This is a genomic window from Allobosea sp. R86505 (assembly GCF_042466375.1).
In the GTDB taxonomy this organism is placed as follows: Bacteria; Pseudomonadota; Alphaproteobacteria; order Rhizobiales; family Beijerinckiaceae; genus Allobosea.
The window spans coordinates 425044-451539 of sequence record NZ_JAXHPY010000001.1; the positions used below are offsets into that span (position 1 = coordinate 425044).

The window sequence follows — 26496 nt, forward strand, 5'->3', positions numbered from 1 at the left end:
GATGTTCACTCTCCCGGCCGCCCTTCGGCGCCATCGGCCCCGCTCCGCCCGGACCATCGCCGCGGTAGCGGGAGTTGTCGCGAGCGTCACATTGAGTGCCGGCCCGGCGCCGGCGGCGCCCGCAACGGGCACGATCGAGAGCGTCATCGTCAAGGTCGATCACGCCAAGGTGGTGCGGCTGCCCGAGAAGGCGCAGACCGTGATCGTCGGCAATCCCGCCATCGCCGACGTCGCCGTGCAGAAGAACGGCGTCATGATCGTCACCGGCAAGAGCTTCGGCGTGACCAATCTGATCGCGCTCGACGCGTCCGGCACGCTCCTGGCGGAATCCCTCGTGCGCGTGGGCGCGGATTCCGATTCCGTCCTGACCGTGCAGCGCGGGCTGGAGCGGGAGAGCTATTCCTGCACGCCGGTCTGCCAGCCGGCGGCGCAGCTCGGCGACGCGCAGAAATATTTCGGCGAGGTCGGCTCCCAGGCCAGCAGCCGCAACGGCGCGGCGCTGGGCGCGAGCAAGCGCTGAAACTCGGCGCCTCAGGGTTAAGCATCCGCTAACCGCGATTCGACCGCGACCGCGACCGGTCTAACGGATCGGCAATGCTTTGCCGGTAATGCTGGACGCGTCATCTGACCGATGCCGCATCCGAAGGGCCAACAGGCGAAAGCCGGCCCGAGGTCCCGCGGCAGCGACCTGCACGCGACAACGGGACCCGGACGACATGACCGACCCTTCACCCATCGACCCCGCGGCGTCCCCCGCCTCCCCGGCCGCACGCCGCGCGCGCTTCCGGCTGCTCGCCCGCTTTCGCAGGTCGCAGGACGGCGCGACCGCCGTCGAGTTCGCCTTCATCTCGATCCCCTTCCTGATGCTGCTCACCGCCATCCTGGAAACGGCGCTGCTGTTCTGGACCAGCCAGGTGCTCGAGGAGGCGGTCTCCCAGACCTCGCGGCGCCTGCTCACCGGCGAGGCGCTGACGCGCTACACCGGCAATGCGGCCACCAACACGCAAGCCTTCAAGAACGACGTCTGCGCCAATGCCCCGGGGCTCGTCGACTGCTCGAAGCTGGTCATCGACGTCCGCACCTACAGTTCCTTCGCCAATGCGAAGAACGGCACCGACGGCACGAATCCGATCTCGGCAGGCGGGCTGAACACCACCGGCTTCGGCTACAATGCGCCCCAGCCGCAGCAGATCGTGGTGGTGCGGGCCGTCCTCGAATACCCGCTCTACTTCACCTACTGGAGCGCGAGTCTGGCCAATATCGGCTCCGGCCGCCGCGGCATCGTCGCCTCGGCGACGTTCCGGACCGAGCCCTTCAACGCGCCTGCGACATGAGGTCTCCGATGACGCGCGCCTTCTCCCTGCGCCGCAACAAGGCGGCCCTGCGACGCCTGACGCGACGCTTCCGCGGCAATCCGCGCGGCGTCGCCGCCGTCGAGTTCGCGATGATCCTGCCGGCGATGCTGGCGATCTATTTCGGGATCGTCGAAACCGGCCAGGGCGTCATGATCGACCGCAAGGTCACGCAATTGACGCGCTCGCTCGCCGATCTGACGGCGCAGTCCACCACCATCTCCAACACCGAGATGAGCAACATCTTCGATGCGGCGCAGACCGTGATGATGCCCTATACCAGCGCCAACCCGAAGATGTCGGTCCACCACATCGTCGTCGACGGCGCCGGCGTGGCGAAGGTGTGCTGGAGCGAACAGCGCAACTCGACGAAATTCGCGCGCGGAACCACGGTCACCATCCCTGCGGATATTCGCCTGCCCAACAGCTCGCTCATCATGGCGCAGGCGAGCTACGACTTCACGCCCGTGGTCGGCTGGCTCATCAAGGGCGGCGCGATCTCGATCGGCGGCGACCCGATCTATATGCGCCCGCGCCTCGGCAAGGCCGGCGGCACCGCCAGCATCGAGCAGGTCGAGCGGTCCGGCGTGGCGATGTGTCCCGGCTTCGGCTGACCGGAGCGATGCTCGCGTCCGATCGCCTCAGATCGTCCGGTTGCAGGCGCCGACCTCCGGGTTGAGCCGCAGCACCGCATCGATCGCGGCGAAGACCTCGCGCACGCATCCGACACCGTGCTCTCGCAGACCACGACCAGTCCGGGCTTCTTGGACGAGGCGCGCACCAGGGCCCAGTTTCCCGGTCCTGCGTGGTGACGCGCACGCCATTGACGGTGACCACGTCGCGGATCTGGCCTGCGAAATCGACCCATGCACCGTCGGCGGCAGGGGGCTGCCGTCAGCCGCGCAGGATCATGCGGCCGGTCTGGACCTCGTAGCCGCGCAGCTTGGCGAGGAAGGAGGTGCCGAGCAGGCTCATCGACAGTGCGCCTTCGGGCAGGACGACCGCCTCGACATTGCGGACCAGGATGGAGCCGAGCCGGACCTCGCGCAGGTTGACGCGGGCGCCCCTCACGGTGCCGTTGGCGGTGTTCAGCTTCATCTTGTAGTCGCCCGGGGAGGGGCGGATGCCGAGCGCGCTCGCATCCTTCGCCGTCAGCGCGACGAGGCTGGCGCCGGTATCGACGAGCATCTTGACACGGAAATTGTCGATCGAGGGGTGCACGACATAGTGGCCGCGATAATCGGCCGCCACCGTCAGGGTCGGCGGCTCGGCCGGGCGATAGGGTGCGGCCGCCGGCTCGGTCGCCCTCGCCGAAGCGGGGCTCGCGGTCATGCTCGCGGCGCTCGGCGCTTCGCCCACACCGACGAGGTCGGCCAGCCTGCCGCTGTACCCCACCGCGCTCAGCGATGCGATCGCCGCGATCCCGAGCGCCCAGACCACCGGATTTTGCGCCATCGGCCTGCCTTTCCCTGCGTTGCCGCGACGATGCGGCGCAGTTCCTGCGGAAGGGTGAAGACGGCCTGCGGGATGACGCAGGATGCCGAATTGCGCGCCGATCGATGCGCGACAGGCTTAACCACGCCTTGCCACGACCGCGCGAATGGGTCTCGACCTAGAGGAAGGACTGCCCGACCAGCGCCTCGATCGCATCCCGGCGGGGAATGCTGGGCTGGGCACCGGCCGCCGTGCAGGCGAGCGAGCCGGCGGCGAGCCCTCGCTGCAGAGCGCCCGAAAAGCCGAAGCCGGCAGACAGCGCTGCCGCGAAGGCGCCAGTGAAGCTGTCTCCCGCGGCCACGGTGTCGACCACGCTGACGGCGGGGGCTGAAAGCCGGCGACGGACGCCGCCATGCCAGCCGACGACGCCCTGCGCACCGAGCGTGACGATGCAGGCGATTCCGAGTTCGCCGTCGCAGCGGCGGGCGATGTCGTCGGGCTCCCGCTCGGCCCAGCCCAGCGACTGCGCCAGCACCAGCGCCTCGTGCTCGTTGGCGACGAGCATGTCGAGATCGGCAAGCAGCGCTGGATCGGGCGGCCCGGCGGGCGCGAGGTTGAGGATCACGCGACCGCCGGCCTGCTTCATGGCCCGCGCCGCTTTGAGGCATTCCGCTTCGGGCACCTCGCGCTGGAGCAGCAGGATGTCGGCCTCGCCGAGCGGCAGCGACGCCAGGGGCGTCGCGCTCGCCTGGGCATTGGCGCCGGCGGCGACGACGATCTGGTTGGCACCGTCGGCAGCGACGGCGATGAAGGCGGCGCCGGTCGGCATTGCCACCCGCGCGACGTCAGCGAGGTCGACACCATCGGCCGCCAGCAGCGAGAGCGCGATATCGGCGAAGGCATCGGTCCCGACCGCGCCGACGAGGCGCACCGGCGCACCGGCGCGACGGGCCGCGAGCGCCTGGTTGGCGCCCTTGCCGCCGGGATGGAGGGCGTAGGAGGGTCCGATGACGGTCTCGCCGGCGCCGGGCAGACGCTCGACCGGGGTAACCAGATCGACATTGAGCGAACCGAAGACGACGATCATGCCGCGATGGCTCCGGCGAGACGGCGGATGCCGGCGACGAAGGCGGCTTCCGGCGTGGTCACCACGGCCTTGAGCCCCGCCGCAGCGAGGCCGGCGCCATAGCTCTCCGCCATGGCGCCGTCGGCGACGAGATGGACGGTGTCATGCCGCCCGAACAACGCCAGCGCGCCGGCGATCTCGTGGCCGACCAGCAAGGCAGAGAGATAGGGGCCGACGGCCGAACCCGGCAGCCTCCCGGCCAGCACTTCGGAGCGGGCCGCGAAGGCGGTGTTGAGCAGGCCGCCGGGGCGGCGGGAGGCGGCAAAGCCTGCAGAAAGACCCAGTTGCGCGCCCTCCTCGGTCGGCTCCTCGGCGAGGCGGGAGAGGATCGAGTTCTGCCGCAGCAGACCCCAGATCTCGCCGGTCATGAAGCTGGCGAAGCGGGTGATCCGTCCGCCCTCGACGAGGGCCCATTTCGAATGCGTGCCGGGCAGGCAGACGATGCCGTCCTCGAGCCCGAGCCCGACAATCAGGGTCTCCTCGCCGCGCATGACGTCGAAGGCGCCCTCGTCGCTGGAGAGGCCGGGCAGGATCAGCGCAGGTGTGCCGTCGGCCAGCGCGACCTTCAGGCCGGCCGCGGCGATGGCATCCGGCGAGGCGGGGCATGGCACATAGGCCGCCTCGACCCAGCCATTGCGGCTGCCCACCATGCCCGCCAGCACGATTTGCGCCTCAGGCACCGTGCGGCGCAGATCGCCGGCGATGGCCTCGAAGGCGGAAGGGAAGCCGCCTGCGGGAACCGACTGAATGCCCTGGTCAGCGCTGCGGCGCTCCAGCACCTCTCCGGCTGCCGAGATGAGATAGGCGCGGGCGCGGGTCGTGCCCCAGTCGAGCGCGATCAGGGGTCTGGGCATGGGGGAAGGCTCCGGGACCCCCTCCCCCTCGTGGGGAGGGGCAGGGGTGGGGGGCGAACGACCGGGTGACAGTTGCATCACCAAAAGCGCTGGATCAACCGTTCACGCCTTGATGCATGCGAGGCGCTCCACCTTTACGCCCCCCACCCCTAGCCCCTCCCCACGAGGGGGAGGGGAATAGCCTCACGCCGCGAAGAAGACCGTCTCGTCCTCGCCCTGCAGGTGGATATCGAAGCGGAAGCTGCCGTCCGGCTGGCGCGTCGCGATCAGTGTGTGCCGCCGCTGCGCCGGGACCAGCGCCAGCACGGGATCGGCGGCATTTGCCGCTTCGCCTTCGAAATAGATCCGCGTCGCCAGCCGGGTCAGGATGCCGCGGGCGAAGACGGAGAGCGAGAGATGCGGCGCCTGCATCGTCCCGTCCGGCGCGGCGACAGGGCCGGGGCGGATGGTCTCGATCTGGAACGCGCCCTCGGCGGTCGCCTCGATGCGGCCGAAGCCGGTGAATCCGGCATTGCCGGCCGCGTTGTAGCGGCCCTGCGCGTCGGCCTGCCAGCTCTCGAGCATGGCGTCTCCCACCGGGGCGCCATCGCCGTCATAGACCGTGCCGGCAATGCGGATGCGCTCGCCGGCGACGCTCTCGGCCGCGACGGTCCCGGTCGCCAGCTCGCTGCCGCCATAGGCGCGCGGTGTCAGCGCATAGGCGAAGAAGGGGCCGATGGTCTGCGACGGCGTGATGCCGAGGGGCGCCTGGGCCGTTTGCGGATCAGTGCTCATGCGGCTCCTCCACCGGCGTCGCGTTGCGGCCGCGCAGGACGATGTCGAACTGATAGCCGAGCGCCCATTCCGGCTCGGTCGTGGCGAGGTCGAAGCGCGAGACGAGGCGCTCGCGCACCTGCGCGTCGGTGATCGACTGGAAGATCGGATCGTATTTGAACAGCGGATCGCCCGGGAAATACATCTGGGTGATCACCCGCGACAGGAAGCTCGGCCCGAAGAGCGAGAAATGGATATGGGCCGGGCGCCAGGCATTGTGGTGGTTGCGCCAGGGATAGGCGCCGGGCTTCACCGTGACGAAGCGATAGCGTCCTTCCGCATCGGTCAGGGCCCGGCCGGCCCCGGTGAAGTTGGGATCGAGCGGCGCCGGATGCTGGTCGCGGACATGGACATAGCGCCCGGCCGCATTGGCCTGCCAGATCTCGATCAGCGTATGCGGCACCGGCCGGCCATCCTCGTCGAGCACGCGGCCCGAGACGATAATGCGTTCGCCCAGCGGTTCTCCCGCATGCTGGCGCGTCAGGTCCGAATCACCCGCGCCGACAGCCGCATGGCCGAAAACCGGGCCCGTCGTCTCCGAGAGCGTGTGCGGCAGCAGGATCAGCGGCTTCGACGGCGCGCGCTTCACCGTCGAGCCATAGGCGGGCGAGGCATTCACTGGGTGCGCCGCCAGGCTCTCGCGCGGATAGATCAGGCTCATGCCGCCACTCCATGGGCTTGCTTGGTGCGGGCGTGGAGATCGCGCAGCACCGACAATTCCTGCTCCGTCGCGGCGGGCGTTTCCGCGACGTCGGCCGCGAAGCGCAGCGGCCAGCCGCAACCGGCCTGGACCTGCTCGCGCGTCACGCCCGGATGAAGCGAGACGACGGTGAGTTCGGCGGTGTCGGGATCCGGCTCCAGCACGCAGAGATCGGTCATCACCTTGGTCGGGCCCTTCGTCTTCAGGCCGAGCGCGGCGCGGTCCCCCTTGCCCTTGCCGTGGCCGAAGGAGGTGATGAAGGGCAGCCTGTCGACGAAGGCCCGGGTACCCATCGCCATGGTGATGAAGATCTGGCCGCAATTGCTGGCGATCTCGGGCGCACCGCCACCGCCGGGCAGACGCACCTTCGGAGCGTCATAGGGGCCGACGACCGTGGTGTTGAGATTGGCGAAGCGGTCGATCTGCGCGCCGCCGAGGAAACCGATGGTGATGCGCCCGCCCTGGAGCCAGTAGCGGAACATCTCGGGCACCGCGACCGTGGTCAGCGCGGTGTCGCAGAGCTCGCCGTCGCCGATCGAAAGCGGCAACACGCTGGGCCGCGTCGAGAGCGTGCCGGATTCGTAGATCAGCGTGATCTTGGGCGCGTGGGTGAGGCGGGCGAGGTTGCAGGCGGCCGAGGGCGCGCCGATGCCGACGAAGCAGACATCGTCATTCGTCAGCAGGCGCGCGGCCGCGATCGTCATCATCTCGGTGGGTGTCGCGCTCATCACGCCGCCTCCTTCCGGGTCGCATGGCGGGCAAAGGCGTCGGGCCCCTTTTCCAGCACGTTGTCCTTGATCCAGGCCAGGAAGGTCTCGCGCTCGCGGGCGATCTTGTCCCAGGCGATGTAGAAGTCGTTGGCACGCTTGTAATAGCCATGGGCGTAGGACGGGTAGGCGCCGCCCGGCACATGGGCGATCGCGGTGACGGCCCAGGAGGGCAGGATCACCGCATTGGCGTTGCGCGGGCCGAAATCGTCGACGATCTCCTCGACCGTGACGAGCGAGCGCTTCGCCGCCAGAACCGCCTCCTTCTGCACGCCGACGATGCCCTCGAGCAGGACATTGCCCTCGCGATCGGCCTTCAGCGCGTGGATGACCGCGGCATCGGGCCGGATCGCCGGCACCGTCGCCAGCACCTCGCCGGTATAGGGGCAGGTGACCGAGCGGATCTGCGGGTTGACGCTGGGCAGATCGACGCCCTTGTAGCCGCGGAATACGGCGAAGGGCAGGTTCGCCGCCCCAGCCTCATAGGCATTCGCCATCGCGGCGTGGCTGTGCTCCTCGATCTCGAGCCGGTGCGGCCAGCCGTTCTCGACCGCGTCGCGGAAGCGATGCAGCGAGCCGACGCCGGGATTGCCGCCCCAGGAGAAGATCAGCTTCTCGGCGCAGCCGGTGCCGATCAGCTGGTCGTAGATCAGGTCCGGCGTCATCCGGATCAGCGTCAGGCGACGCCTGCCCTGACGAATCGTCTCATGCCCCGCCGCATGCGGGATGAGATGGGTGAAGCCTTCCATCGCGACGGAACAGCCATCGCTCAAGACCGCCTCGATTCCCTGCGAGAGGGAGACGAATTCCGCCACCTTGACATCTCCTCAGATTGTGCGTTTATCGCACACTGTGTTGATAATCGAACGTTAGGCCAGCGAGGGGCAGGCGGTCAAGAATGGCTGGAGAGGCGCCCGACCGTGACCACATGGCCGCCCTCGAAAAGGGGCTGGCCGTGATCGAGTGCTTCGATGCCGGCCGCGACAGACTCACGATCGCGGAGGTCGCGCGGGCGACGGAGCTGTCCCGCGCCGCCGCCCGGCGCTGCCTGCTGACGCTGACACGGATCGGCTATGCCGCCTTCGACGGGAAGTTCTTCCGGCTTACGCCGCGCGTGCTGCGGCTCGGCCATACCTGGCTGGCCTCGGCCGCCCTGCCCCAGCTCGTGCAGCCCTTTCTGGAGCGGCTCTCCGAGGAGACGCACGAGTCGTCCTCGGCCTGCCTGCTCGACGGGCACGAGATCGTCTATATCGCGCGCTCGGCGCAAAGGCGGATCATGTCCGTCGGGCTCTCGGTCGGCACGAGGCTGCCGGCCTCCTGCACCTCGATGGGCCGGGTGCTGCTGGCGGCGCGCGATCCGGCCGACGCCCGGGCGCGCATTCTCGCGGGCCGGCCCCGGGCCCTGACGCCGCACACCGTGACCGACCCCGACCGGCTGGCCGAGATCCTGGCCGGCGTGCGGGCGCAAGGCTACTGCATCGTCGACCAGGAACTCGAACTGGGCCTGATCTCGATCGCCATGCCGCTCCTCAATGCGCGCGGCGAGGTGGTCGCCGCCTTCAACCTCTCCGGCCAGGTCCAGCGCAGCTCGGCGGTGGAGATGGCCGATCGCTTCCTGCCGGGGATGCGCCAGCTCCAGGCGCTGCTGCGCCCTCTGATCAGCTGAAGGACGACACCATGCTGGAGCTGAAGGCCGGTCCGCTGCAGGCCCGCATCCACCCCGAGATCGGCGGCATCATCGCCGCGCTGGAGTGGCGGGGGCCGGATGGGCGCCTGCATCCGCTCCTGCGCGCGCCGCCGGGTCTCGCGCCCTCGACCGCAGCGCCCAACAAGATGGGGAGCTGGGCCATGGTGCCCTTCGCCAACTGCGCCTTCGACCGCGTCGTCGACGATGGCGAGCAGCGCTTCGCACTCCCGGACAACCGACTGGGCGGCGGGCACTGCATCCATGGCTTCGGCTGGGAGGCGAACTGGGTCGTACTCGGCCATACCGCCGGCCATACCGTGCTGGAACATCGGCGCGAGGCCGGTCCCGACCCCTATCGCTACCGGGTCAACCAGGAGATCGCGCTGGACGAGGCCGGTCTGACCGTCAAACTCGTCCTCACCAACGAGGCAGACCAGGCCCTACCCTATGGCTTGGGCCATCACCCCTGGTTTCCCGCGACGCCGGATACGCGGCTGCGGATGACGGCGCGCGGGGCGCTTTTGTTCGAGGGCGAAGGCTATCGCGCCGCCGGCTCCCGCACGCTCGACGGCGGGGGGCCCTATGCCGGTGGCGCTGCCTTCGCGACGGGCGGGGAAGTCGCCTGGAGCTTCCTCGGCTGGGACGGGACGGCGCGGATCGAGACGCCCTCGACCGGGCTCGCGATCGCGCTGACGGCGAGCGAGACCCTGCGCTGCCCGGTGGTCTGGGCGCCCCCGGGAGCGGATTTCCTCTGTGTCGAGCCGCAGAGCCACGCCATCGGCTCGCCCAGCGAGAGAGCGGCGCGGGAAGCCGCGCCGCTCACGCGGCTCGCCCCGGGCGAGACGCTCGAAGGCTGGCTACGGATCGTTCCCGAGGCGCTCTGAGCTTCGCTCAGCGCCAGCGCGGGCCGGTCTCGTAATAGCGCTGCAGGTTGGTCGGCTGATAGCCAAAGGCGCCGGCGGGCAGAGCCGGGCGCAGGAGGATCTGCTCGCGGGCGGCATCCCATTTCGGCGCCTTGCGCTGCTGGGCGATGGCGGCGCGCTGCTTGCTCTTGGCCTTGGCGAGTTTCGTCTTCGTAGCCCCCTTGGCCTTGGCGAATTGCGAGAGATTGTCGGGCGCGACGCCGTTCAGCGCGATGCGCGTCTGGCTCGGCCCATGCTTCTTCACCAGCGCGAAGAGCTTGGCGGCATTGGCCGGGTGCAGGCGGATGCAGCCATGCGAGGCCGGGCGCCCGAGCGCGCCGACGGCCGTCGTGCCATGGATCGCGTAACCGCCGCGGAAGAAGATGGCGCTCGGCATGGCGCCGCCATATTTGCGCGAGTACCAGTTCTTCTCCAACCGCGTCGGACGGTAGACGCCGTTGGGCGTGCGATAGCCCTTGCGGCCCGAGGAGATGGCCCAGTTGTAGCTCTCGCCGTCGGTCGTGGTGACCTGGACGCGCTGGGCGGCGATATCGACGCGGACATCGACGCCGGCTTCAGCCGAGGCGATGCCGGCCAGCGACAGAAGGACAGCGGCCAGCAGGCCGAACATGCGACGCATCACACCACTCCGCAAAGACGCAACTGTTGATCGCTTCGGCGTTGTCGGAGCGATATCCGCCGCCATTCCCTCAAGGAAACGCTCTCGGGAGGTGCTTGTAAAGCGCCGAGCCGGAATGTGGTTTCCGACATGCGGCCCCGGCCCTGCGCGGATCGCGTCTTCGACCTGCGCCGCCGGCTTTGCCGAGGGCTGCGGGTGGGTGTAGCAGGAATGCCCGCCCCTCCCGCCCTTGCGGTCCTCCATGCTCGACATGCTCCTGCCGGCCGGCGTCGCGCCCACCATCGCGTTGCTGCTGATCGCCGTCAGCTTCCTCACCTCGGCCTTCACCGCCGCCTTCGGCATCGGCGGCGGGGTGGCGATGCTGGGTGCGCTCGCCGGAACGGTGTCGCCCTCCGTGGTCATCGCCGTCCACGGACTGGTGCAGGTCGGCTCCAATGTCGGGCGTACCTATGTGCAGCGGGCGCATGCGCTCTGGCCGCTGGTGGCGCGCTTCACCGCGGGCTCCGTGATCGGGGCGTTGATCGGGGCGCTGCTGGTGGTGGAACTGCCGGAGCGTATCCTGCTCGGCCTGCTCGGTGCCTTCATCCTCGTCATGACCTGGCTGCCGAAGCCACGCATCCCGGGGCTGGCCTCGAGCGGGCTCGTGATCGGCGGCGGACTTTCGACCATCATCACCATGTTCGTCGGCGCGACCGGATCCTTCGTGCAGGCGCTGCTGCTGCCGCTGGGTCTCGAAAAGCGGCAGCTGATCGCGACCCATGCGGCCTGCACGACGATCCAGCACCTGCTCAAGGTCTTCGCCTTCGGGGCGCTGGGCTTTTCCTTCTCGGACTGGCTGCCGCTGATCGGCGCGATGATCTTATCGGGCTTTGCCGGCACGATGCTGGGAACGACGCTGCTGGAGCGGCTGCCCGAGCGCTGGTTCGCCGTCGCGATCAAGGCCATCCTGACGGTCGTCGGCATCGACCTGCTGCGCCGCGCCGCCGGCTTGTGAGCCGACGGGCGCCTCGCAACGCTCAGATGAGCTTCACCTTGCCCGTGGCGAGGTCGTAGACGCCGCCGGCGACGGTGAGCTTCTTCTGGGCGACGCGCTCGGCGAGGATCGGCGCGGCGCTCTTCAACCGTTCGACATTGAGGCGGACATTGGCCGCGATGGCCGCGTCCAGCAGATCGGCGGCACCGGATTTCTGAGCGTCGAGCACGGCCGGCTTGATCGCGTTGATCAGCGAGGGCAGGTGGCCGGGCAGCTCCGTGCCGTTCTTGACAACGTCAATCGTCGAGGCGATGGCGCCGCAACGCGTGTGGCCGAGCACCAGAATCAGGGGCGATTGCAGCACGGCGGCGCCGAACTCCAGGCTCGCCAGGCCATCCTCGTTGACGAAATTGCCGGCGACACGAACGACGAAAAGATCGCCTGCACCCTGGTCGAAGGCGAGTTCGGGCGCGAGGCGGGAATCGGCGCAGCTCACGATCGAGGCGAAGGGATGCTGCGAGCGCGTCCGCGCCGCCCTCCCGGCGGAGAAGTCGCGCTGGTTGGGCTTGTTGGCGGCGTAGCGGGCATTGCCCGCCATCAGCCGGTCGAGCGCCTCCGCGCCGCTGATCGGTGCGGGTGGCGAGGCGGCGCCTTGCGCCCAGCCCGGACGGGTGAGGCCGGCCGTCAGGGCGAGCCCGGCGCCGAGACCGAACAGGGAGCGGCGGGAAAGGGATGGAAAGAGGGCGTTCGGGGCACAGCGTTCACACATGGGAGCCTTCCTCGGGCCAGCGGACGTTTCGCATCCGGACGGAGCGGTGATCCGGGCTTGCCCCGCGATGGTATTGATGCTGCCATGGCTGAACAGTCCAAAGTCTGCTTGAATCCGATTGCGACGAGGACTTGCTGAATGATCCCTGAAACAGGTCCTTATCTTCAGTTGAATTACAATTCGCGCCAAATTATTCCCATCTCAGCCGTGGCGGGCGGATCTGCGAGCTTCCGCTCGGCGATGCTGCATTGCGCGGACTGCGTGCTGCGGATGCATGTGGCCGAGAAGATCGTCAGCAAGGTCTTCGGCCGCAACCTGCAATCGCATGCGGCCGGGCTCGTCGTCGTCATGCATTGCGAGGCCGAGCGCGGCGCTGGTCCGAGGCCGACGCTGGCGCTGGTCCAGCGCGAGATGGGCGGTGCCCGCACGCTCGCGGCCTTTTTTGGGCTGCTGCGGCTCGCCGGCTATGTGACGCGCGAGCCGGTGCCCGGGGATGCCCGGTCGGCCTGGCTGGTGCCGGCGCCGCCGCTCTATGAGGGACTGCGGCAATGGCTGTCGCATCACGCCGGCTGCGGCGAGATCCTGGGCCTGGCCGAGGTCGGACTCTCGCAGCGCCTGCTTGCTGACGACCCCTTCCTGCGGCTGTTTCTCGGCCATGCCCGCGATCTCTTCGCACGGACGCGGGAGGCGACGGCCGGAAACGGCGCCTGGGCCTGGCTCGACCGCTTCGACTGCGGCGACCGGATCGGACTCGTCCTCCTCGGCGCGCATCATCGCGCGGCGACGGGCGAGCCCGGCGATCTGGTCTGGTTCGACCTTCACGCCCGCGAGGTCGCCGCGCGCCTCGGCCTGTCGCATTCCCATGTCCGCAACGTCATCAACCGGTCCGAGGCGGAGGAACTGCTGGTGCAGGATCGCAGCCGGGGCCGGGTCGCGCTGGCGCCGCGCCTTCTGGCGGAAAGCGAGGCCTGGTTTCGCAGCTTCTGGGGCTGGATCGCCGAGACGGCGCGGCTGGCGCAGGCCGCCGAGGCGCGGTGAGGGTGACGGCGGGGCCGAAATCCGGCATAGGCTCGCGCCAGCCCTCCCGGAAGCCGGCTTCGCCATGCTCAAGACCCGCATCATCCCCTGCCTCGACGTCAAGGACGGCCGCGTCGTCAAGGGCGTGCAGTTCCTCGATCTCGTCGATGCGGGCGACCCCGTCGAGGCCGCCAAGGCCTATGACGCGGCCGGCGCCGACGAACTCTGCTTCCTCGACATCACCGCCAGCCACGAGGACCGCGGCATCCTGTTCGAAGTGGTGACGCGGACGGCGGAAGCCTGCTTCATGCCGCTCACCGTCGGTGGTGGGGTGCGCAAGGTCGAGGACATCCGCGGCCTGCTGCTGGCGGGCGCCGATAAGGTCTCGATCAACACGGCGGCCGTCACCAACCGCCAGTTCGTCAGGCAGGCGGCCGAGAAGTTCGGCGACCAGTGCATCGTCGTGGCGATCGACGCCAAGCAGGTGACACCCGGGCGCTGGGAGATCTTCACCCATGGCGGGCGCAACCCGACGGGGCTGGAGGCAGTGGCCTTCGCGCAGGAGGTCGTCTCGCTGGGTGCCGGCGAGCTGCTGGTGACCTCGATGGACCGCGACGGCACCAAGGTCGGTTATGATCTGGGCCTGACCCGCGCCATCGCGGATGCGGTCACGGTTCCGGTGATCGCCTCGGGCGGCGTCGGCGATCTCGACGATCTCGTCAACGGCGTGCGCGAGGGCCATGCCTCGGCCGTACTCGCCGCCTCGATCTTCCATTTCGGAACCTACACCATCCCGCAGGCCAAGGCGCATATGGCGCAGGCGGGCCTGGCGATGCGGCTGGACTGAGCGATGACCTTCACCCTCTCCGATCTCGAAGCCCGCATCGCCGAGCGCGCCGCCGCCGCACCGGACGAATCCTGGACGGCCAAGCTGCTGGCCGCCGGGCCCGAGCGCTGCGCCAAGAAGTTCGGCGAGGAGGCGGTCGAGGCCGTGATCGCCGCCGTGAAGGGCGACCGGGAGGAGCTGATCGCCGAAAGCGCGGACGTGCTCTATCATCTCTTGGTTGTACTGAAGGCCCGCGATGTTGCATTGCAGGACGTGTTGAGCCAGCTTGAGGGCCGCACCGTGCGCTCCGGTCTGGCGGAGAAAGCCGCACGCCCCCGTTGAAGAGCCGAGGCTAGTCCCGCGTTGAACCTCGAAGCCTGGAATGCGGGTCGCCCCATGGATCAGCGCGCGATGCCTGCCCCGGCCCTCCCCGAACTCGATTCGCCCTATCGCAGCTTCACCCGCGACGAGTGGGCGCATTTGCGCGCCGACACGCCGCTGACGCTGTCGGTCGACGACCTGACGAAGCTGCAGTCGATCAACGACCCGATCTCGCTCGACGAGATCGTCGCGATCTACCTGCCGCTGTCGCGGCTTCTCTCGCTTTATGTCGCGGCGACGCAGGGGCTGTTCAAGGCGACGCAGCGCTTCCTGCTGGCAGAGGCCGAGGTCAAGGTCCCCTACATCATCGGCGTCGCGGGCTCGGTCGCGGTCGGCAAGTCGACCACGGCGCGCGTGCTCAAGGCCCTGCTGTCGCGCTGGCCCAACACGCCCAAGGTCGAGCTCGTCACCACCGACGGCTTCCTTTTGCCGAATGCCGAGCTCGAGCGGCGCGGGCTGATGCAGCGCAAGGGCTTTCCCGAGAGCTATGACGGCTCGGCGATCCTGCGCTTCCTCTCCGACGTCAAGGCCGGCAAGCCGCAGGTCAAGGCGCCGGTCTATTCCCACCTCGTCTATGACGTGGTGCCGGGCGAGAGCGTCACGGTCGAGCGGCCGGACATCCTGATCCTCGAGGGGCTCAACGTGCTGCAGCCGAGCCGGATGCCGAAGGACGGCACGGTGATCCCCTTCGTCTCGGATTATTTCGACTTCTCGGTCTATCTCGACGCCGACGAGAACGACCTGCACCGCTGGTACGTCAACCGCTTCATGACGCTGCGCCAGACCGCCTTCCGCGACCCGCGCTCCTTCTTCCGCAAATATGCGGAGATCGGCGAAGAAGAGGCGCTGTCGATCGCCGAGGACCTCTGGACCGGCATCAACCTGCCGAACCTGCAGGAGAACATCCTGCCGACCCGCCAGCGCGCCAGCCTGATCCTGACAAAGGGGGCGAGCCACCGGATCCAGCAGGTCGCGCTGCGGCGGCTCTAGGGATGGCGCCCGGCGCAACCCCGACCCGCTTGTCTGACATGCCGCACTGATGGAGGCCCTCTGGTCACTGGCCGGAATGGCGGGCGCCGCCTTCGTCGCCGCGACGCTGCTGCCGGCCCAGTCCGAGGCCGTCTTCCTCGGGCTCCTGGCGGCCAGGACCGTCGATCCGCTCGCGCTGTTTCTCGTCGCCAGCCTCGCCAACACGGCCGGTTCGGTCGTCAACTGGTGGCTGGGACGCCTGATCGCGCGTCATGGCGTCGAGAAACTGCCTTTACGCCTGCGGCCGGACCCGGCGAGATTCTGGCAGGCCCAAGCATGGTTCGCGCGCTTCGGCTGGCCGTCGCTGCTCTTCGCCTGGCTACCGCTCGCCGGCGACCCGCTGACCTTCGCGGCCGGCACGCTGAACTTTCCGCTGGGCCGCTTCGTTCTGCTGGTGTTGGCGGGCAAGGCAGGACGATATGCGATGCTCTGGGCCGGCTGGACAGCATTGACCTAACGTCATACCGCAACCTCCACGGCGTTGCGCGCCGTGTCGGCACAGGCTACCAGCGAAGGCCCTTTTCCGGAGATCTGATCATGAGCATTCATCGCATCGCCGTCGGCCCGCGCATGTCCAAGGCCGTCGTTCATGGCGACACCGTCTATCTGGCGGGCCAGGTCGCCGACAAGGCGGCGGGCAAGAGCGTCGCCGAGCAGACCGCGGATATCCTCGGCATCATCGACGGGTTGCTGGCCGAGGCCGGCACCGACAAGAGCAAGCTTCTCATGGTCAACATCTGGCTCTCCGACATGTCGACCTTCGCCGAGATGAACGGCGTCTGGGACAAGTGGGTCGTCGCCGGCCAGACGCCGGGCCGCGCCACGGTCGAGGCCAAGCTCGCCGCGCCGCAATTCACCGTCGAGATCGCGGTCATCGCCGCGAAGTAACCGGCTGCTGGCCCCGGCAAACGGGGCCGTTCGGGCATGCTGCGACCGCAGGAGACGGGAGGTGGCCAAGTGACCTCTCAGGATGACATGTCCGCCATGATCGCGCGGGTCGCGGACCGGCACGATGTGCCGCTCGCGGTGCTGCTCGCCGTCATGGCCAGCCTGGTCAGGAGCGGCGTCCGGCCGAACCTCGCGAGGCTGGAGCAACTCCTCGGCCGCAAGGCCCGCGAGGTCGTGGCCCTGCGCCGCCGCCTCGGCCAGGCGAGCGCGGATGCGGTGGTCGCCGAGGCACGCCGCAAGGCCGCGCGGGCTCTCGAGAGCGGGCAGTTCGTCGAGGTCGAGCGGGCGCTGGCGCAACTCGAACTGCATTTCTTCGGCGGAATGACCGACCTGTCGGCCATGCCGTCCGACCGGCGCATCGCCGCCGGCGAGGCACGCAGCGACCGCGCCGCCATTGCCCTGCTCGATCTCACGCCCGCCGCCTGCAAGGAAGCGGCGCAGCGCTATGGCGAGGCAGCCGCCATCATCGGTCAGGCGGATCTCGCGCGCAGCCGCGAATTCGCTTTGCGCCAGGGCGATGCTCTGGCGCGGACCGGCGAGGATTTTGCCGAGTCCGCTGGTTTCGAGACGGCGATCGCCCATTTCCGAACCCTGCTCTCGCGGCTCGACAATTTCGACGACACGATCGCCTGGGCGACCGTGCAGGAGCGGCTGGCGCGCGCCCTGGCGGGCCTTGCCCATCTGGCGGGCGACGACAAGCGGCTGGACGAGGCGCTGGCCTGCTGCCGCACGGCCCTGGAGGATCTGCGGCACGACCAGGCGCCGTTGCTCTGGCGTGCGCTGAAGGTGCGCTTTGGTCGCATCGCCATTCCGCTTGGAGAGCTGCGCGAGAATGACGATCTGCTGGAGGAGGCGATCTCCGCTCTGGCCACCGCCCTCGCCCGCTGGAACCAGGACGGCGACGAGGCCCGCTGGCTCGAGGCCGAGCAGCTGATCTCGCGCGGCCGCGCCGCGCTGGGCCGTCGCACCAGCGACCTCGCTCTGCTCGAGCGCGCCTTCAACGGCTTCAACCGCGTCGCCAAGGCCGTCGACCGCACCCGGGAGCCGCTGCGCTGGGCCGAGCTGCAGGACCAGATGGGCGGGGTTCTGGCCGCGATGGGCGAGCGCTACAGCGAGCCGGTCGTGCTGGAGGAGGCGGTCGCCGCCTTCGGTTCGGCCCTGGAAGAGCGCCGGCGAGATCGCAGCCCGCAGCTCTGGGCGGCCAGCACCGCCAGCCAAGGCCTGGCCTCGATGCAACTCGCGGCGCGCCGCAAGGACCCGGGCATGGCGCAGCAGGCCTTCATGCAGATCGCCGCCGCCGTCGAGGCGATGCGCGAGGCCGGCCACAGCGCCGACGTCGCCATGCTGCAGAAGAAGCTCGTCCTCGCCGGCAGCCTGGCCGAAGGCATGCGCAAGCGCTGAGGGGCTCAGGCCGCCGTGCCGGCCCTGCGCAGATCGGCGAGCCGCTCCAGCGCCGCATCCAGCGTGGCGTCGCGCTTGGCGAAGCAGAAGCGCACCACGGTTTTGACCGCCGCCTCGTCGTAGAAGGCGCTGACCGGGATCGCCGCCACGCCGTTCTCCATCACCAGCTTCCGGCAGAAGGCGACGTCGTCGCTCTCGCCGAGCGGGGCGATGTCGACATTGAGGAAATAGGTGCCGACGCTCGGCAGCACGCTGAAGCCCAGCCCCGTCAGCCCCTGCGCGAACCGGTCCCGCGAGCGCTGGAAATCCGCCCTCATGCTCTCGAAATAGCCGTCCTCCTTGCCCAGCCCATAGGCCACGGCGGTCTGGAGATTGGGCGGCGTGGTGAAGGTGATGTATTGATGCGCCTTGGCCAGCACCTTCATCAGCGGCGGCGCGGCCATCACCAGCCCCACCTTCCAGCCGGTCAGCGAGAAGATCTTGCCGGCCGAGGAGATCTTGACGGTGCGCTCGCGCATGTCGGGCCGCCCGAGCACGGGAACATGCCGCCGGCCGTCGAAGACGACATGCTCCCAGACCTCGTCGCAGATCGCCACCGCGTCATGGCGGATGCAGAAATCGGCGAGCAGATCGAGATCGGTGGCTGAGAAGATCGTCGCCGTCGGGTTGAGCGGGTTGTTGAACAGGACGACCTTCGTACGCGGCGAGAACGCGGCGGCGAGCGCTTCCTCGCTCAGGCCGAAATGCGGCGGGCGCAGCGTCACGAATTTCGGGATGCCGCCGGCGCGGCGCACGAGTGGGACATAGGCATCGTACATCGGCTCGAACAGCACGACCTCGTCGCCCGGCGAGACCAGCGCCATCAGCGCCCCGGCAATGGCCTCCGTCGCGCCGGAGGTGACCATGATCTCGCTGCCGGGGTCGAGATCGAGCCCCTGCCAGTGCTGGTAATGGGTGGCCGTCGCCTGCCGCAGTTCCGGCAGGCCCATCATCGGCGGGTACTGGTTCCAGCCGTCGACGACGGCCTCCGCCGCCTTGCGGCGCACGTCGAGCGGCCCGGGATCGTCCGGGAAGCCCTGGCCGAGATTGACCGCACCGGTCTCGCGGGCGAGCTGCGACATCACCTCGAAGACGCTGGTCGAAAGGGCGGAGAAGATCGGGTTCATCGCGGTTCGTCGCTGCGGCGGAAAGGAACGCTTTCTGGCGCCTCTACCACGCCGGGGCTGCAGGCACACCCTGCACAGGCGATGAGGCTTCCATAAAAAATACCGAGTGATGATTGTTGACATTCATCACTGATCATTGTTGGGTGCTTTTCAGCCGGTTCACGACGGGCACCTGTTGCGACTTCGCCCCTTTGGCGCAGCGGGAATTGGCGTGAACCGGCGACCCTCCCTTCAGCGCCTCGCATCGCGACGGTTGCCGCTCCGGCACACGCCGCCTAATCAGGCGCATGGCTTCGCCCCGTACCCCCGCGCTGATGATCCTCGGCACCGGCTCCAATGTCGGGAAGTCGCTGCTCGTCGCGGGGCTCTGCCGCCTCTTCGCGGATCGCGGGCTCAGGGTCAGGCCGTTCAAGCCGCAGAACATGTCCAACAACGCCGCCGCCACGGCCGCGGGCGAAATCGGACGGGCCCAGGCGCTGCAGGCGCGCGCCGCCCGCATCCCTGCGCATGTCGACATGAACCCGGTGCTGCTGAAGCCCGAGAGCGAAGCCGGCAGCCAGATCATCCTGCAGGGCCGCGTGGCCGGGCATCTTCCCTCCGGGGACTTCGCCCGGCGCGGGGATTTCCTGCCCAAGGTTCTGGAGAGCTTCGAGCGGCTCTGTGCGGGCGCCGATCTCGTGCTGGTCGAGGGGGCGGGCTCACCGGCCGAAACCAATCTGCGGGCGCGCGACATCGCCAATCTCGGCTTTGCCCGCACCGCCGGCGTGCCGGCCGTTCTGGTCGGCGACATCGATCGCGGTGGGGTCATCGCCAGCCTCGTCGGCACCCATGCCGTCTTGGACGAGGCCGACCGCGCGATGATCCGCGCCTTTGCGGTCAACCGCTTCCGCGGCGAGGTGGCGCTGTTTGCCGACGGCGTCGAGACCATCCGCAGCGCCACCGGCTGGCCCTGCCTGGGCGTCGTGCCCTGGTTCGCGGACGCCGCGCGCCTGCCCGCGGAGGACGGGCTCGATCTGCGCAACGCGCCGGCCCGGCCCGGCGCGCGCCTCAAGATCGCCGTCCCGGTCCTGCCCGGCATCGCCAATTTCGACGACCTCGACCCGCTCAAGCTGGAACCGGCGATCGACCTCGTGCTGCTGCGGCCGGGCCAGGCGCTGCCCGGCGATGCCGGGCTCGTCATCCTGCCCGGCTCGAAGACGACGCTTCGGGACCTCGCCGCGCTGCGGGCGCAGGGGTGGGACATCGACATCCTCGCCCATCGCCGGCGCGGCGGCCATGTTCTGGGCCTGTGCGGCGGCTACCAGATGCTCGGGCGCGTGGTGCGCGATCCGCTGGGCCTCGAAGGCCCGGCCGGCGAGGCCGCCGGGCTCGGCCTCCTCGATGTCGAGACCGTGCTGGAAGGCCGCAAGACCGTCCGCGAGACCGGTTTCGTGCATGCAGCCAGCGCCGCCGCCGGCCAGGCCTACGAGATCCATCTCGGCCGGACGGAGGGGGCCGATCGTGCGCGGGCGCCGTTCCGGGTCGACGATCGCGGCGAGGGCGCGGCGAGCCCCGATGGCCGCGTGGTCGGCAGCTATCTCCACGGCGTCTTCGCCTCGGATACCGTGCGCGCCGCCTGCCTGGCTGCGATCACCGGCGCCCCGCTGTCGTCGGGCACCAACTATGAGGGCGATGTCGAGGCGACACTCGACCGGCTGGCGGCGCATCTGGCGCGCCATCTCGACGTCGAGGCCCTTCTGGCGCTGGCGCATCGGCGCCCCGCGCCGGGCTGAGACACCCCGACCGCAGGAACCGCGCGAAGCGCAGCGCGTTCTTCCTGCCGAGCGCCCCTTCCGCCGCCCTTCGGCAGCGCCGCTTAATCCAGATCAATGCACGACAGGCGACGAAGCGGCATGCATTGAAAAAGCTTATTCACCAGAATGTTGACGAATGACGAAATTCGTCATAGCGGTCGCACTCCCATCCATCTCCGCCGACCCAACAGGACAGGCCCAGCACGTGAGTCAGCCCGAGCGCGATACGAGGCAGAGCATCGTCGACACGGCCGAGCGCTTCTTCCGCGACATCGGCTATCAGAAGACGACCGTCGCCGACATCGCCAAGTCGCTGCGAATGAGCCCGGCCAATGTCTACCGGTTCTTCGACTCCAAGAAGTCGATCAACGAGGCGGTTCTGGCGCGCTTCAAGGGCGAGCTGGAGGAATCGCTGTCGCTGATCATCGCCGAGCCGCGCTCGGCGGGCGCCCGCCTGCGCGACATGCTGCTGACCTCGCACCGGATCAACCAGGCCCGCTTCGCCGACCAGCAGCGCATGCAGGAGATGGTCTGCGCCGCGATGGAGGAGAGCTGGGACGCCATTCTCGGACATATCGAGCGTTTCGACGCGCTTCTCGGCCGGGTGGTGGCCGAAGGCGTCGCCAATGGCGAGTTCCGCGCGATGGATCCGGTCGCCGCGACGCAGTGCATCCGGACCGCGATGATCCGCTTCCAGCATCCGTTGCTGATGGCGCAGTGCGAACGCTTTCCCGGCCCCTCCGCGGAGGAGATGATCGCGTTCATCATGGCCGCGCTGGAGACGCCAAAGCCTGCGGGCTGACCGTCCGGCGTGTCCGCGCGGCGGCCGCCGCGTTGACAAGCCGCCGAGGGAGCAGGATACCCCGCCCGTCATGGCCCAGTCTTCCAAGCAGAGCGTCAAGAAGCTCGCCGTCATCGCCCACGATCTCGTGGCGACGGCGCTCGCGATCTGGCTCGTCTTCGTCATCCGCTTCGAAGGCGCGCAGCTCGAGGAGCATCTGCGCTATCTGCCCCGCTTCCTGCCGGCCTTCGTCGCCTATGGCGGCCTGATCTACTGGCTGTTCTCGCTCTACCGCTCGAAATGGCGCTTCGCCTCGCTGCCGGACCTGTCGAACATCGTCAAGGCGAGCACGATCCTGACGCTGTCGCTCGTCGTGGTCGATTATGTGCTGGTCTCGCCCGATTTCTACGGCGCCTTCTACTTCGGCAAGATCAGCATCGCCCTTTACTGGCTGGTCCAGATCGCGCTGCTGGGCGGTCCGCGGCTGGCCTACCGCTATTTCAAGTTCTCACGTTCGCGCAGCCACGCCGCCCGCGAGGCGTCGCTTCCGGCGCTGCTGCTGGGACGCGGCTTCGAGGTCGAGATGGTGATTAGGGCCATGGAGGCCGGCACGATGCGCCGGCTGCGGCCGGCCGGCATCCTCTCGCCGCGCGCCGACGATCTCGGCCAGGCTATCCGGGGCGTGCCCGTGCTCGGCCTTTTGTCACAGATCGAGCAGATCGTCGGAGACGCGGCCGAGCGCGGCGAGGGCTTCCGCCGGATCGTCGCGACGCCGAGCGCGCTGCTGCCCGAGGCGGAGCCCGACAAATGGCTGGCGCGGACCCGCAAGCTCGCGCTGCCGATCTCGCGCATCGACAGCCTGGGGGAAGGCGGCGCGCGTGATTCCGAACTCGCCCCGCTCGAAATCGAGGATCTGCTCGTCCGTTCGACCGTCCGGATCGACCGCGAGCGGCTGGGCGCCTTCCTGGCGGGCAAGCGCGTCATCGTCACCGGCGGCGGCGGCTCGATCGGCTCCGAGATCTGCCTGCGCTGCGCCGCTTTCGGTGCGGCCGAGTTGCTCATCGTCGAAAGCTCGGAGCCCGCCCTCTTCCAGATCACCGAGCAACTCAGCGTCCAGAAACATGCCACGGTCGTCTCCGGCGTGCTGGCGGATGTGCGCGACCGCGACCGGATCACGGCCCTGTTCACCGCCTTCGCCCCGGACATCGTGATCCATGCCGCGGCGCTCAAGCACGTGCCCTATCTCGAGGCGGACTGGAGCGAGGGCATCAAGACCAACATCTTCGGCTCGGTGAACGTCACCGACGCGGCAATCGCGGCCAACGCCAAGATCTTCGTGCTGATCTCGACCGACAAGGCGATCGAGCCCGTCTCGATGCTGGGGGCGACCAAGCGTTTCGCCGAGATGTATGCGCAATCGCGCGACGCCGAGTTCGTCGCGGCCGCGGCCGGCATGCGCCTCGTCGCCGTGCGTTTCGGCAATGTGCTGGGCTCGGTCGGCTCCGTGGTGCCGAAGTTCAAGGCCCAGATCGCGCGCGGCGGGCCGCTGACCGTCACCAGCCCCGACATGATCCGCTATTTCATGACGATCCGCGAGGCCTGCGACCTCGTCCTGACCGCCGCCTCACATGCCCGGCCGGATGGTGTCGAGGCGGAGCGGGCCGCGGTCTATGTGCTGAAGATGGGCCAGCCGGTGCGCATTATGGACCTGGCCGAGCGGATGATCCGCCTCGCCGGCTTCGAGCCGGGCGAGGACATCGAGATCGTCGTGACCGGCGTCAGGCCCGGCGAGCGCATGAACGAGATCCTGTTCGCGCGCGACGAGCCGATGGCGGAGACCGGCCTCGACGGCGTCATGGCGGCCAAGCCCGTCTTCGCCAACCGCGCCCGGCTGCAGGGCTGGCTGGCCCGTCTCGAGGCAGCGCTGAAGGCGGATGACCGGACCGCGGCGGATTCGATCCTCGACGAGGCGATCCCCGATTTCAGCCGGCGGCAGAGCGTTCCCCCAGGCGCCGGAGCGCCGCAACCGTCTCGGCTGGCGGCCGCCAACCGGCCCTGAGCAGACCCTCGGGCCGCGCCACGAGGCTGCCGACGAGCTTGGTGAAGGCCTCCCCCCGCCCGGCCAGGCGCGCGCCCCACCGCAGCAGCCCCGTCGGCACCGCGATCAGGCCAGGCCCCCGGCCGAGGCCGGCCCGCAGGGCGGTCAGGATGCCGGCCACGCCGATCGGCTCGGGATCGGCCAGGGTGAAGGCGCGCCGCACCGGGCAGCGTAGCGTCAGAGCGAAGAGGATCGCGTCGGCCAGGTTCTCGACCGCCAGCAGCGAGCGCGGCGCCGTCAGCGCGCCGAGCGGCAGAGGCAGCGGCAGGCGCGCCAGCCGGACCAGCGCCGCCATGTTGGCCTTGACCCCCGGCCCGTAGACCAGCACCGGACGCAGCGCCACCCAGTCCAGATCGAGACCGGCCAACCCCTGCTCGGCGGCGAGCTTGGAGCGGCCATAGGCATCGTCGGGCGCTGGCGGGTCGTCCTCGCGCAACGGCGGGCCGTCGAACGCTCCCGTCTGCGCCTTGATCGACGAAATGAAGACGAAGCGCGAAACGCCGGCCCGGTAGGCCGCTTCCGCGAGGGCGAGCGTCGCCTGTGTGTTGATCTGCCGATAGAGCGCCTCGTCGAGGCCCGGCCCGGCATGGGCGAGACCGGCGAGGTGGACGACGTGAGCCACGTCGGCGAGCGCGGCCGTCCAGTCGATGGGCGCGGCGAGATCGCCGGTGACGACGCCCTCGGTGCCCGGCGGCGGCTCGGCCGCGGTTCTCTGGGCGACGCGGACGCGGTATCCGGCCGCCAGCAGCGCCGCGACGACATGGGGGCCGACGAAGCCACCGGCCCCGGTGACGAGAACGCGCTCGCCGTTCATGCCGAGTCCGCCGGCCGCGCGAAGCGCCGCAGCAGCAGCGCCGTCAGGAGCACAGCCGCGGCCAGGCAGGCGAGTTGCGCCCACGGCATCGGCAGCAGCAGCGTCAGGCCCGCCAGCAGGACGAGGGCGAGATTGAGCCCGGCCACCTGCGTCACCACGGCCAGGACAGCGTGGCCGTTCGTTGTCGCCTGCTGGTAGAAATGCGAGCGATGCGCTTCCCAGACGCGCTCCCGCCGCGCCAGCCGGCGCAGCAGCGTCAGCGTGGCATCGGCGATAGGGTAGAGTGGCAGGATGAGCGCCGCGACCAGCGCCCCGTTGCCGGCCAGCCGGTAGAGCAGATAGGCGCCGAGCAGCCCGATCGGGAGCGAACCGACATCGCCGAGGAAGAGCCGGGCCACTGGTTTGTTGAAAGGCGCGAAGCCGATGAGCCCGCCGGCAAGCGCCGCCGCCAGCGCACCCGTCGCCGGATCGACGATCCCGAGGGCACTGGCGAGGGCGAGCGCACCGGCCAGCGGCACGAAGCCGGCGACGGTGATCCAGTCGAGCCCGTCCATGAAGTTCGTCAGGTTCACGAACCAGATGCCGGCGAGCAGAGCGAACAGACGCTCCACCGCGAGGGGCAGGGCCGCGGGAAACAGCCGAACATCGGGGGCCGCATAGACGATGACGACCGCGACGCAGAGGGCCTGCAGGCCGAGCCGCAGCCCCGCCGAGAGCGGGCGGATGTCGTCCCAGGCGCCCACCATTGCAAGCACGACGCTCGCGGCGAGCACGAAACCGAGGCTGCCGGCACCGGGCACGGGCGGCAGGATCCCTACCGTCAGGCTGAGCGCGGCGACCAGGCCGCCGAGCACCGCGATACCGCCGCCCTGGGGCGTGGGGATGCGATGGCTCGAGCGGGCATTGGGCCGTGCGAGCGCGTACCGGACCAGCACCGGGCGCAGCAGCACGCACAACAGCGCCGAAACGGAAGCGGCGACCGCAAGGACCAGAAGCAGAGCGAAGGGTTGGGGCACGATAGAGATCAACCGGAACGATGTCCGGCCATCCCTAGAGCATGACGGGGGTCAGCGGGAGCCCATTCCCACCCGCGAGGGCGCCGTCGCGCTTGCGCCTTGTCAGAATCGGCACAAAGAGGGAACATGCGGCATGTCCATCGTCGATCTCCCCCTGGATCAGGCCCCGCGGCGGCCAGACATCACCCGCAGCGTCTGCCGCGGCGCCGCCCGGCACCTGCGCGAACGCGGCTACGCGACCGTCACCGAAATGACCTTCGCGAACGGCCGCCGCGGCGACATCGTGGCGCTGTCTCCGTCGGGGGACCTGCTGGTCGTCGAGGTCAAGTCCGGTATCGAGGATTATCGCATCGACGGCAAATGGCCGGATTATCGCGATTATTGCGATGCCTTCCTCTTCGCCGTGGCGCCGGAGTTCCCGGCCGAGATCCTGCCCGAGGATGTCGGCCTGATCATCGCCGACGGCTATGGCGGCGCGCTGATTCGCGAAGCGCCGCGTCATCCGCTCGCACCGGCCCGGCGCAAGGCGCTGACCATCGCCTTCGGCCGGCTGGCGGCCGCGCGGCTGGCTGGTCTGGAGGATCCCGCCGCGCTGCGATGAGGCGGCGCAGCAGCAGGGCAGGCGACTGCCGTCAGCGCGGGGCGCGCTTGGCGAGAATGCGCTGCAGGGTGCGGCGGTGCATGCCCAGGCGTCGCGCCGTCTCGGAGACGTTGCGGTTGCAGAGTTCGTAGACGCGCTGGATATGCTCCCAGCGGACGCGATCCGCCGACATCGGGTTTTCAGGCGGCTGGGGCCGCGCATCGCGCGCCGCCGCCAGGGCCGCGTGGATCTCGTCGGCATCCGCCGGCTTTGCCAGGAAGTCGAATGCGCCGAGCTTCACGGCGCTGACGGCGGTGGCGATGTTGCCATAGCCGGTCAGGACGACGCCGCGCGCCTCGGGACGGCGTTCCTTCAGCCGGGCGATGACGTCGAGCCCGTTGCCGTCGGCGAGCCGCAGATCGATCACGGCAAAGGCCGGCGCCTGGTCGTCCACCGCCGCGATGCCGGCGCTGACGCTGTCGGCGATGCGCACGGAATAGCCCCGGCTTTCCATCGCCCGGGCCAGCCGGGTCAGGAAGGGCTTGTCGTCATCGACGAGCAGCAGCGACATGTCCGCCGCCGCGGCGACCGGGAGCTGTTCGGTCAGCATGTCCTGAATCATCATATCC

General features: G+C 69.4%; 30 protein-coding genes. 17 read left to right on the forward strand and 13 right to left on the reverse strand.

What is annotated here, in order from left to right; all coding sequences use genetic code 11:
* Position 1: 1 nt before the first annotated feature.
* The 3 genes from SJY11_RS02005 (at position 2) to SJY11_RS02015 (ending at position 1966) form a co-directional block, all read left to right on the forward strand.
* Positions 2–520, forward strand: a complete 519-nt coding sequence (locus tag SJY11_RS02005) for a pilus assembly protein N-terminal domain-containing protein (protein ID WP_376984801.1) — start codon at positions 2–4, stop codon at positions 518–520.
* A gap of 196 nt (positions 521–716) precedes the next feature.
* Positions 717–1334, forward strand: coding sequence for a TadE/TadG family type IV pilus assembly protein (locus SJY11_RS02010; RefSeq protein WP_376984802.1), 618 nt, complete (start codon positions 717–719; stop codon positions 1332–1334).
* An 8-nt stretch (positions 1335–1342) separates the two neighbouring features.
* Positions 1343–1966, forward strand: a complete 624-nt coding sequence (locus SJY11_RS02015) for a TadE/TadG family type IV pilus assembly protein (protein ID WP_376984803.1) — start codon at positions 1343–1345, stop codon at positions 1964–1966.
* Positions 1967–2246: 280 nt separating this feature from the next.
* On the opposite strand, the gene SJY11_RS02020 is transcribed toward SJY11_RS02015, so the two are convergent.
* The 7 genes from SJY11_RS02020 to SJY11_RS02050 all read right to left on the reverse strand — a co-directional run bounded on the left by SJY11_RS02020 (position 2247) and on the right by SJY11_RS02050 (position 7861).
* Complete coding sequence (locus SJY11_RS02020) at positions 2247–2807, reverse strand: retropepsin-like aspartic protease family protein (RefSeq protein ID WP_376984804.1); 561 nt, start codon at positions 2805–2807, stop codon at positions 2247–2249.
* 157 nt (positions 2808–2964) lie between these two features.
* Entirely contained in the window at positions 2965–3873 is a 909-nt protein-coding gene (locus SJY11_RS02025) for a ribokinase (protein ID WP_376984805.1), read from the reverse strand.
* Positions 3870–4766, reverse strand: a complete 897-nt coding sequence (locus tag SJY11_RS02030) for a 2-dehydro-3-deoxygalactonokinase (protein WP_376984806.1) — start codon at positions 4764–4766, stop codon at positions 3870–3872. Before SJY11_RS02030 ends, SJY11_RS02025 begins: the two co-directional genes overlap by 4 nt.
* Before the next feature lie 183 nt (positions 4767–4949).
* The gene (gene pcaG, locus SJY11_RS02035) at positions 4950–5540 is read right to left on the reverse strand and encodes a protocatechuate 3,4-dioxygenase subunit alpha (protein ID WP_376984807.1); all 591 of its coding nucleotides are present in this window, start codon (positions 5538–5540) and stop codon (positions 4950–4952) included.
* Positions 5530–6240 carry a protocatechuate 3,4-dioxygenase subunit beta gene (gene pcaH, locus SJY11_RS02040; protein WP_376984808.1) on the reverse strand — a complete coding sequence of 237 codons (711 nt, stop codon included), beginning with the start codon at positions 6238–6240 and terminating at the stop codon, positions 5530–5532. Before pcaH ends, pcaG begins: the two co-directional genes overlap by 11 nt.
* Positions 6237–7010 carry a CoA-transferase subunit beta gene (locus tag SJY11_RS02045; protein ID WP_376984809.1) on the reverse strand — a complete coding sequence of 258 codons (774 nt, stop codon included), beginning with the start codon at positions 7008–7010 and terminating at the stop codon, positions 6237–6239. The genes pcaH and SJY11_RS02045 overlap by 4 nt, the downstream gene beginning before the upstream one ends.
* Positions 7007–7861, reverse strand: a complete 855-nt coding sequence (locus SJY11_RS02050) for a CoA transferase subunit A (RefSeq protein ID WP_376984810.1) — start codon at positions 7859–7861, stop codon at positions 7007–7009. The genes SJY11_RS02045 and SJY11_RS02050 overlap by 4 nt, the downstream gene beginning before the upstream one ends.
* A gap of 113 nt (positions 7862–7974) precedes the next feature.
* Here SJY11_RS02050 and SJY11_RS02055 point away from each other — a divergent pair, with 113 nt between their 5' ends.
* Complete coding sequence (locus SJY11_RS02055) at positions 7975–8712, forward strand: IclR family transcriptional regulator domain-containing protein (RefSeq protein ID WP_376984811.1); 738 nt, start codon at positions 7975–7977, stop codon at positions 8710–8712.
* Positions 8713–8723: 11 nt separating this feature from the next.
* Positions 8724–9617 carry an aldose epimerase family protein gene (locus SJY11_RS02060; protein WP_376984812.1) on the forward strand — a complete coding sequence of 298 codons (894 nt, stop codon included), beginning with the start codon at positions 8724–8726 and terminating at the stop codon, positions 9615–9617.
* A 7-nt stretch (positions 9618–9624) separates the two neighbouring features.
* Here the strand turns inward: SJY11_RS02060 and SJY11_RS02065 are convergent, their stop codons facing one another.
* Positions 9625–10275, reverse strand: a complete 651-nt coding sequence (locus SJY11_RS02065) for a L,D-transpeptidase (RefSeq protein ID WP_376984814.1) — start codon at positions 10273–10275, stop codon at positions 9625–9627.
* Positions 10276–10516: 241 nt separating this feature from the next.
* On the opposite strand from SJY11_RS02065, the gene SJY11_RS02070 reads away from it, so the two are divergent.
* Positions 10517–11269: a sulfite exporter TauE/SafE family protein gene (locus SJY11_RS02070; RefSeq protein ID WP_376984815.1), complete on the forward strand. Its 753-nt coding sequence runs from the start codon at positions 10517–10519 to the stop codon at positions 11267–11269.
* A gap of 22 nt (positions 11270–11291) precedes the next feature.
* Here SJY11_RS02070 and SJY11_RS02075 read toward each other — a convergent pair whose 3' ends face one another.
* On the reverse strand, positions 11292–12017 hold the full coding sequence (locus SJY11_RS02075) for a carbonic anhydrase (protein ID WP_376984816.1): 726 nt from the start codon (positions 12015–12017) through the stop codon (positions 11292–11294).
* A 207-nt stretch (positions 12018–12224) separates the two neighbouring features.
* On the opposite strand from SJY11_RS02075, the gene SJY11_RS02080 reads away from it, so the two are divergent.
* From SJY11_RS02080 to SJY11_RS02110, 7 genes are all read left to right on the forward strand, one after another.
* Positions 12225–13055, forward strand: coding sequence for a hypothetical protein (locus tag SJY11_RS02080; protein ID WP_376984817.1), 831 nt, complete (start codon positions 12225–12227; stop codon positions 13053–13055).
* Positions 13056–13119: 64 nt separating this feature from the next.
* Positions 13120–13881, forward strand: coding sequence for an imidazole glycerol phosphate synthase subunit HisF (gene hisF, locus SJY11_RS02085; RefSeq protein WP_376984818.1), 762 nt, complete (start codon positions 13120–13122; stop codon positions 13879–13881).
* Between the two features lie 3 nt (positions 13882–13884).
* Complete coding sequence (locus SJY11_RS02090; protein WP_376984819.1) at positions 13885–14202, forward strand: phosphoribosyl-ATP diphosphatase; 318 nt, start codon at positions 13885–13887, stop codon at positions 14200–14202.
* Between the two features lie 69 nt (positions 14203–14271).
* Positions 14272–15231, forward strand: a complete 960-nt coding sequence (gene coaA, locus SJY11_RS02095) for a type I pantothenate kinase (protein WP_376984820.1) — start codon at positions 14272–14274, stop codon at positions 15229–15231.
* Between the two features lie 49 nt (positions 15232–15280).
* The gene (locus tag SJY11_RS02100; RefSeq protein ID WP_376984821.1) at positions 15281–15727 is read left to right on the forward strand and encodes a YqaA family protein; all 447 of its coding nucleotides are present in this window, start codon (positions 15281–15283) and stop codon (positions 15725–15727) included.
* Between the two features lie 80 nt (positions 15728–15807).
* Positions 15808–16158: a RidA family protein gene (locus tag SJY11_RS02105; RefSeq protein ID WP_376984822.1), complete on the forward strand. Its 351-nt coding sequence runs from the start codon at positions 15808–15810 to the stop codon at positions 16156–16158.
* Positions 16159–16245: 87 nt separating this feature from the next.
* Positions 16246–17619, forward strand: coding sequence for a hypothetical protein (locus tag SJY11_RS02110; RefSeq protein WP_376984823.1), 1374 nt, complete (start codon positions 16246–16248; stop codon positions 17617–17619).
* A 5-nt stretch (positions 17620–17624) separates the two neighbouring features.
* Here the strand turns inward: SJY11_RS02110 and SJY11_RS02115 are convergent, their stop codons facing one another.
* A complete protein-coding gene (locus tag SJY11_RS02115; RefSeq protein WP_376984824.1) occupies positions 17625–18785 on the reverse strand; it encodes an aminotransferase in 1161 nt (386 codons plus the stop codon).
* A 287-nt stretch (positions 18786–19072) separates the two neighbouring features.
* On the opposite strand from SJY11_RS02115, the gene SJY11_RS02120 reads away from it, so the two are divergent.
* The 3 genes from SJY11_RS02120 (at position 19073) to SJY11_RS02130 (ending at position 23418) form a co-directional block, all read left to right on the forward strand.
* Positions 19073–20557, forward strand: a complete 1485-nt coding sequence (locus tag SJY11_RS02120; protein ID WP_376984825.1) for a cobyric acid synthase — start codon at positions 19073–19075, stop codon at positions 20555–20557.
* A gap of 226 nt (positions 20558–20783) precedes the next feature.
* On the forward strand, positions 20784–21380 hold the full coding sequence (locus SJY11_RS02125) for a TetR/AcrR family transcriptional regulator (RefSeq protein WP_376984826.1): 597 nt from the start codon (positions 20784–20786) through the stop codon (positions 21378–21380).
* Between the two features lie 70 nt (positions 21381–21450).
* On the forward strand, positions 21451–23418 hold the full coding sequence (locus SJY11_RS02130; protein ID WP_376984827.1) for an SDR family NAD(P)-dependent oxidoreductase: 1968 nt from the start codon (positions 21451–21453) through the stop codon (positions 23416–23418).
* Here SJY11_RS02130 and SJY11_RS02135 read toward each other — a convergent pair.
* Both SJY11_RS02135 and SJY11_RS02140 read right to left on the reverse strand, forming a co-directional pair.
* Positions 23342–24271 carry an NAD-dependent epimerase/dehydratase family protein gene (locus SJY11_RS02135; protein WP_376984828.1) on the reverse strand — a complete coding sequence of 310 codons (930 nt, stop codon included), beginning with the start codon at positions 24269–24271 and terminating at the stop codon, positions 23342–23344. The genes SJY11_RS02130 and SJY11_RS02135 overlap by 77 nt on opposite strands.
* A complete protein-coding gene (locus SJY11_RS02140; RefSeq protein WP_376984829.1) occupies positions 24268–25287 on the reverse strand; it encodes an MraY family glycosyltransferase in 1020 nt (339 codons plus the stop codon). Before SJY11_RS02140 ends, SJY11_RS02135 begins: the two co-directional genes overlap by 4 nt.
* A gap of 133 nt (positions 25288–25420) precedes the next feature.
* Here SJY11_RS02140 and mmcB point away from each other — a divergent pair, with 133 nt between their 5' ends.
* Positions 25421–25888 (forward strand): DNA repair putative endonuclease MmcB, encoded by a 468-nt coding sequence (gene mmcB, locus SJY11_RS02145; protein ID WP_376984830.1) that lies wholly within the window; start codon positions 25421–25423, stop codon positions 25886–25888.
* Between the two features lie 31 nt (positions 25889–25919).
* Here the strand turns inward: mmcB and SJY11_RS02150 are convergent, their stop codons facing one another.
* Positions 25920–26477 (reverse strand): ActR/PrrA/RegA family redox response regulator transcription factor, encoded by a 558-nt coding sequence (locus SJY11_RS02150; RefSeq protein ID WP_376984831.1) that lies wholly within the window; start codon positions 26475–26477, stop codon positions 25920–25922.
* Positions 26478–26496: the final 19 nt, after the last annotated feature.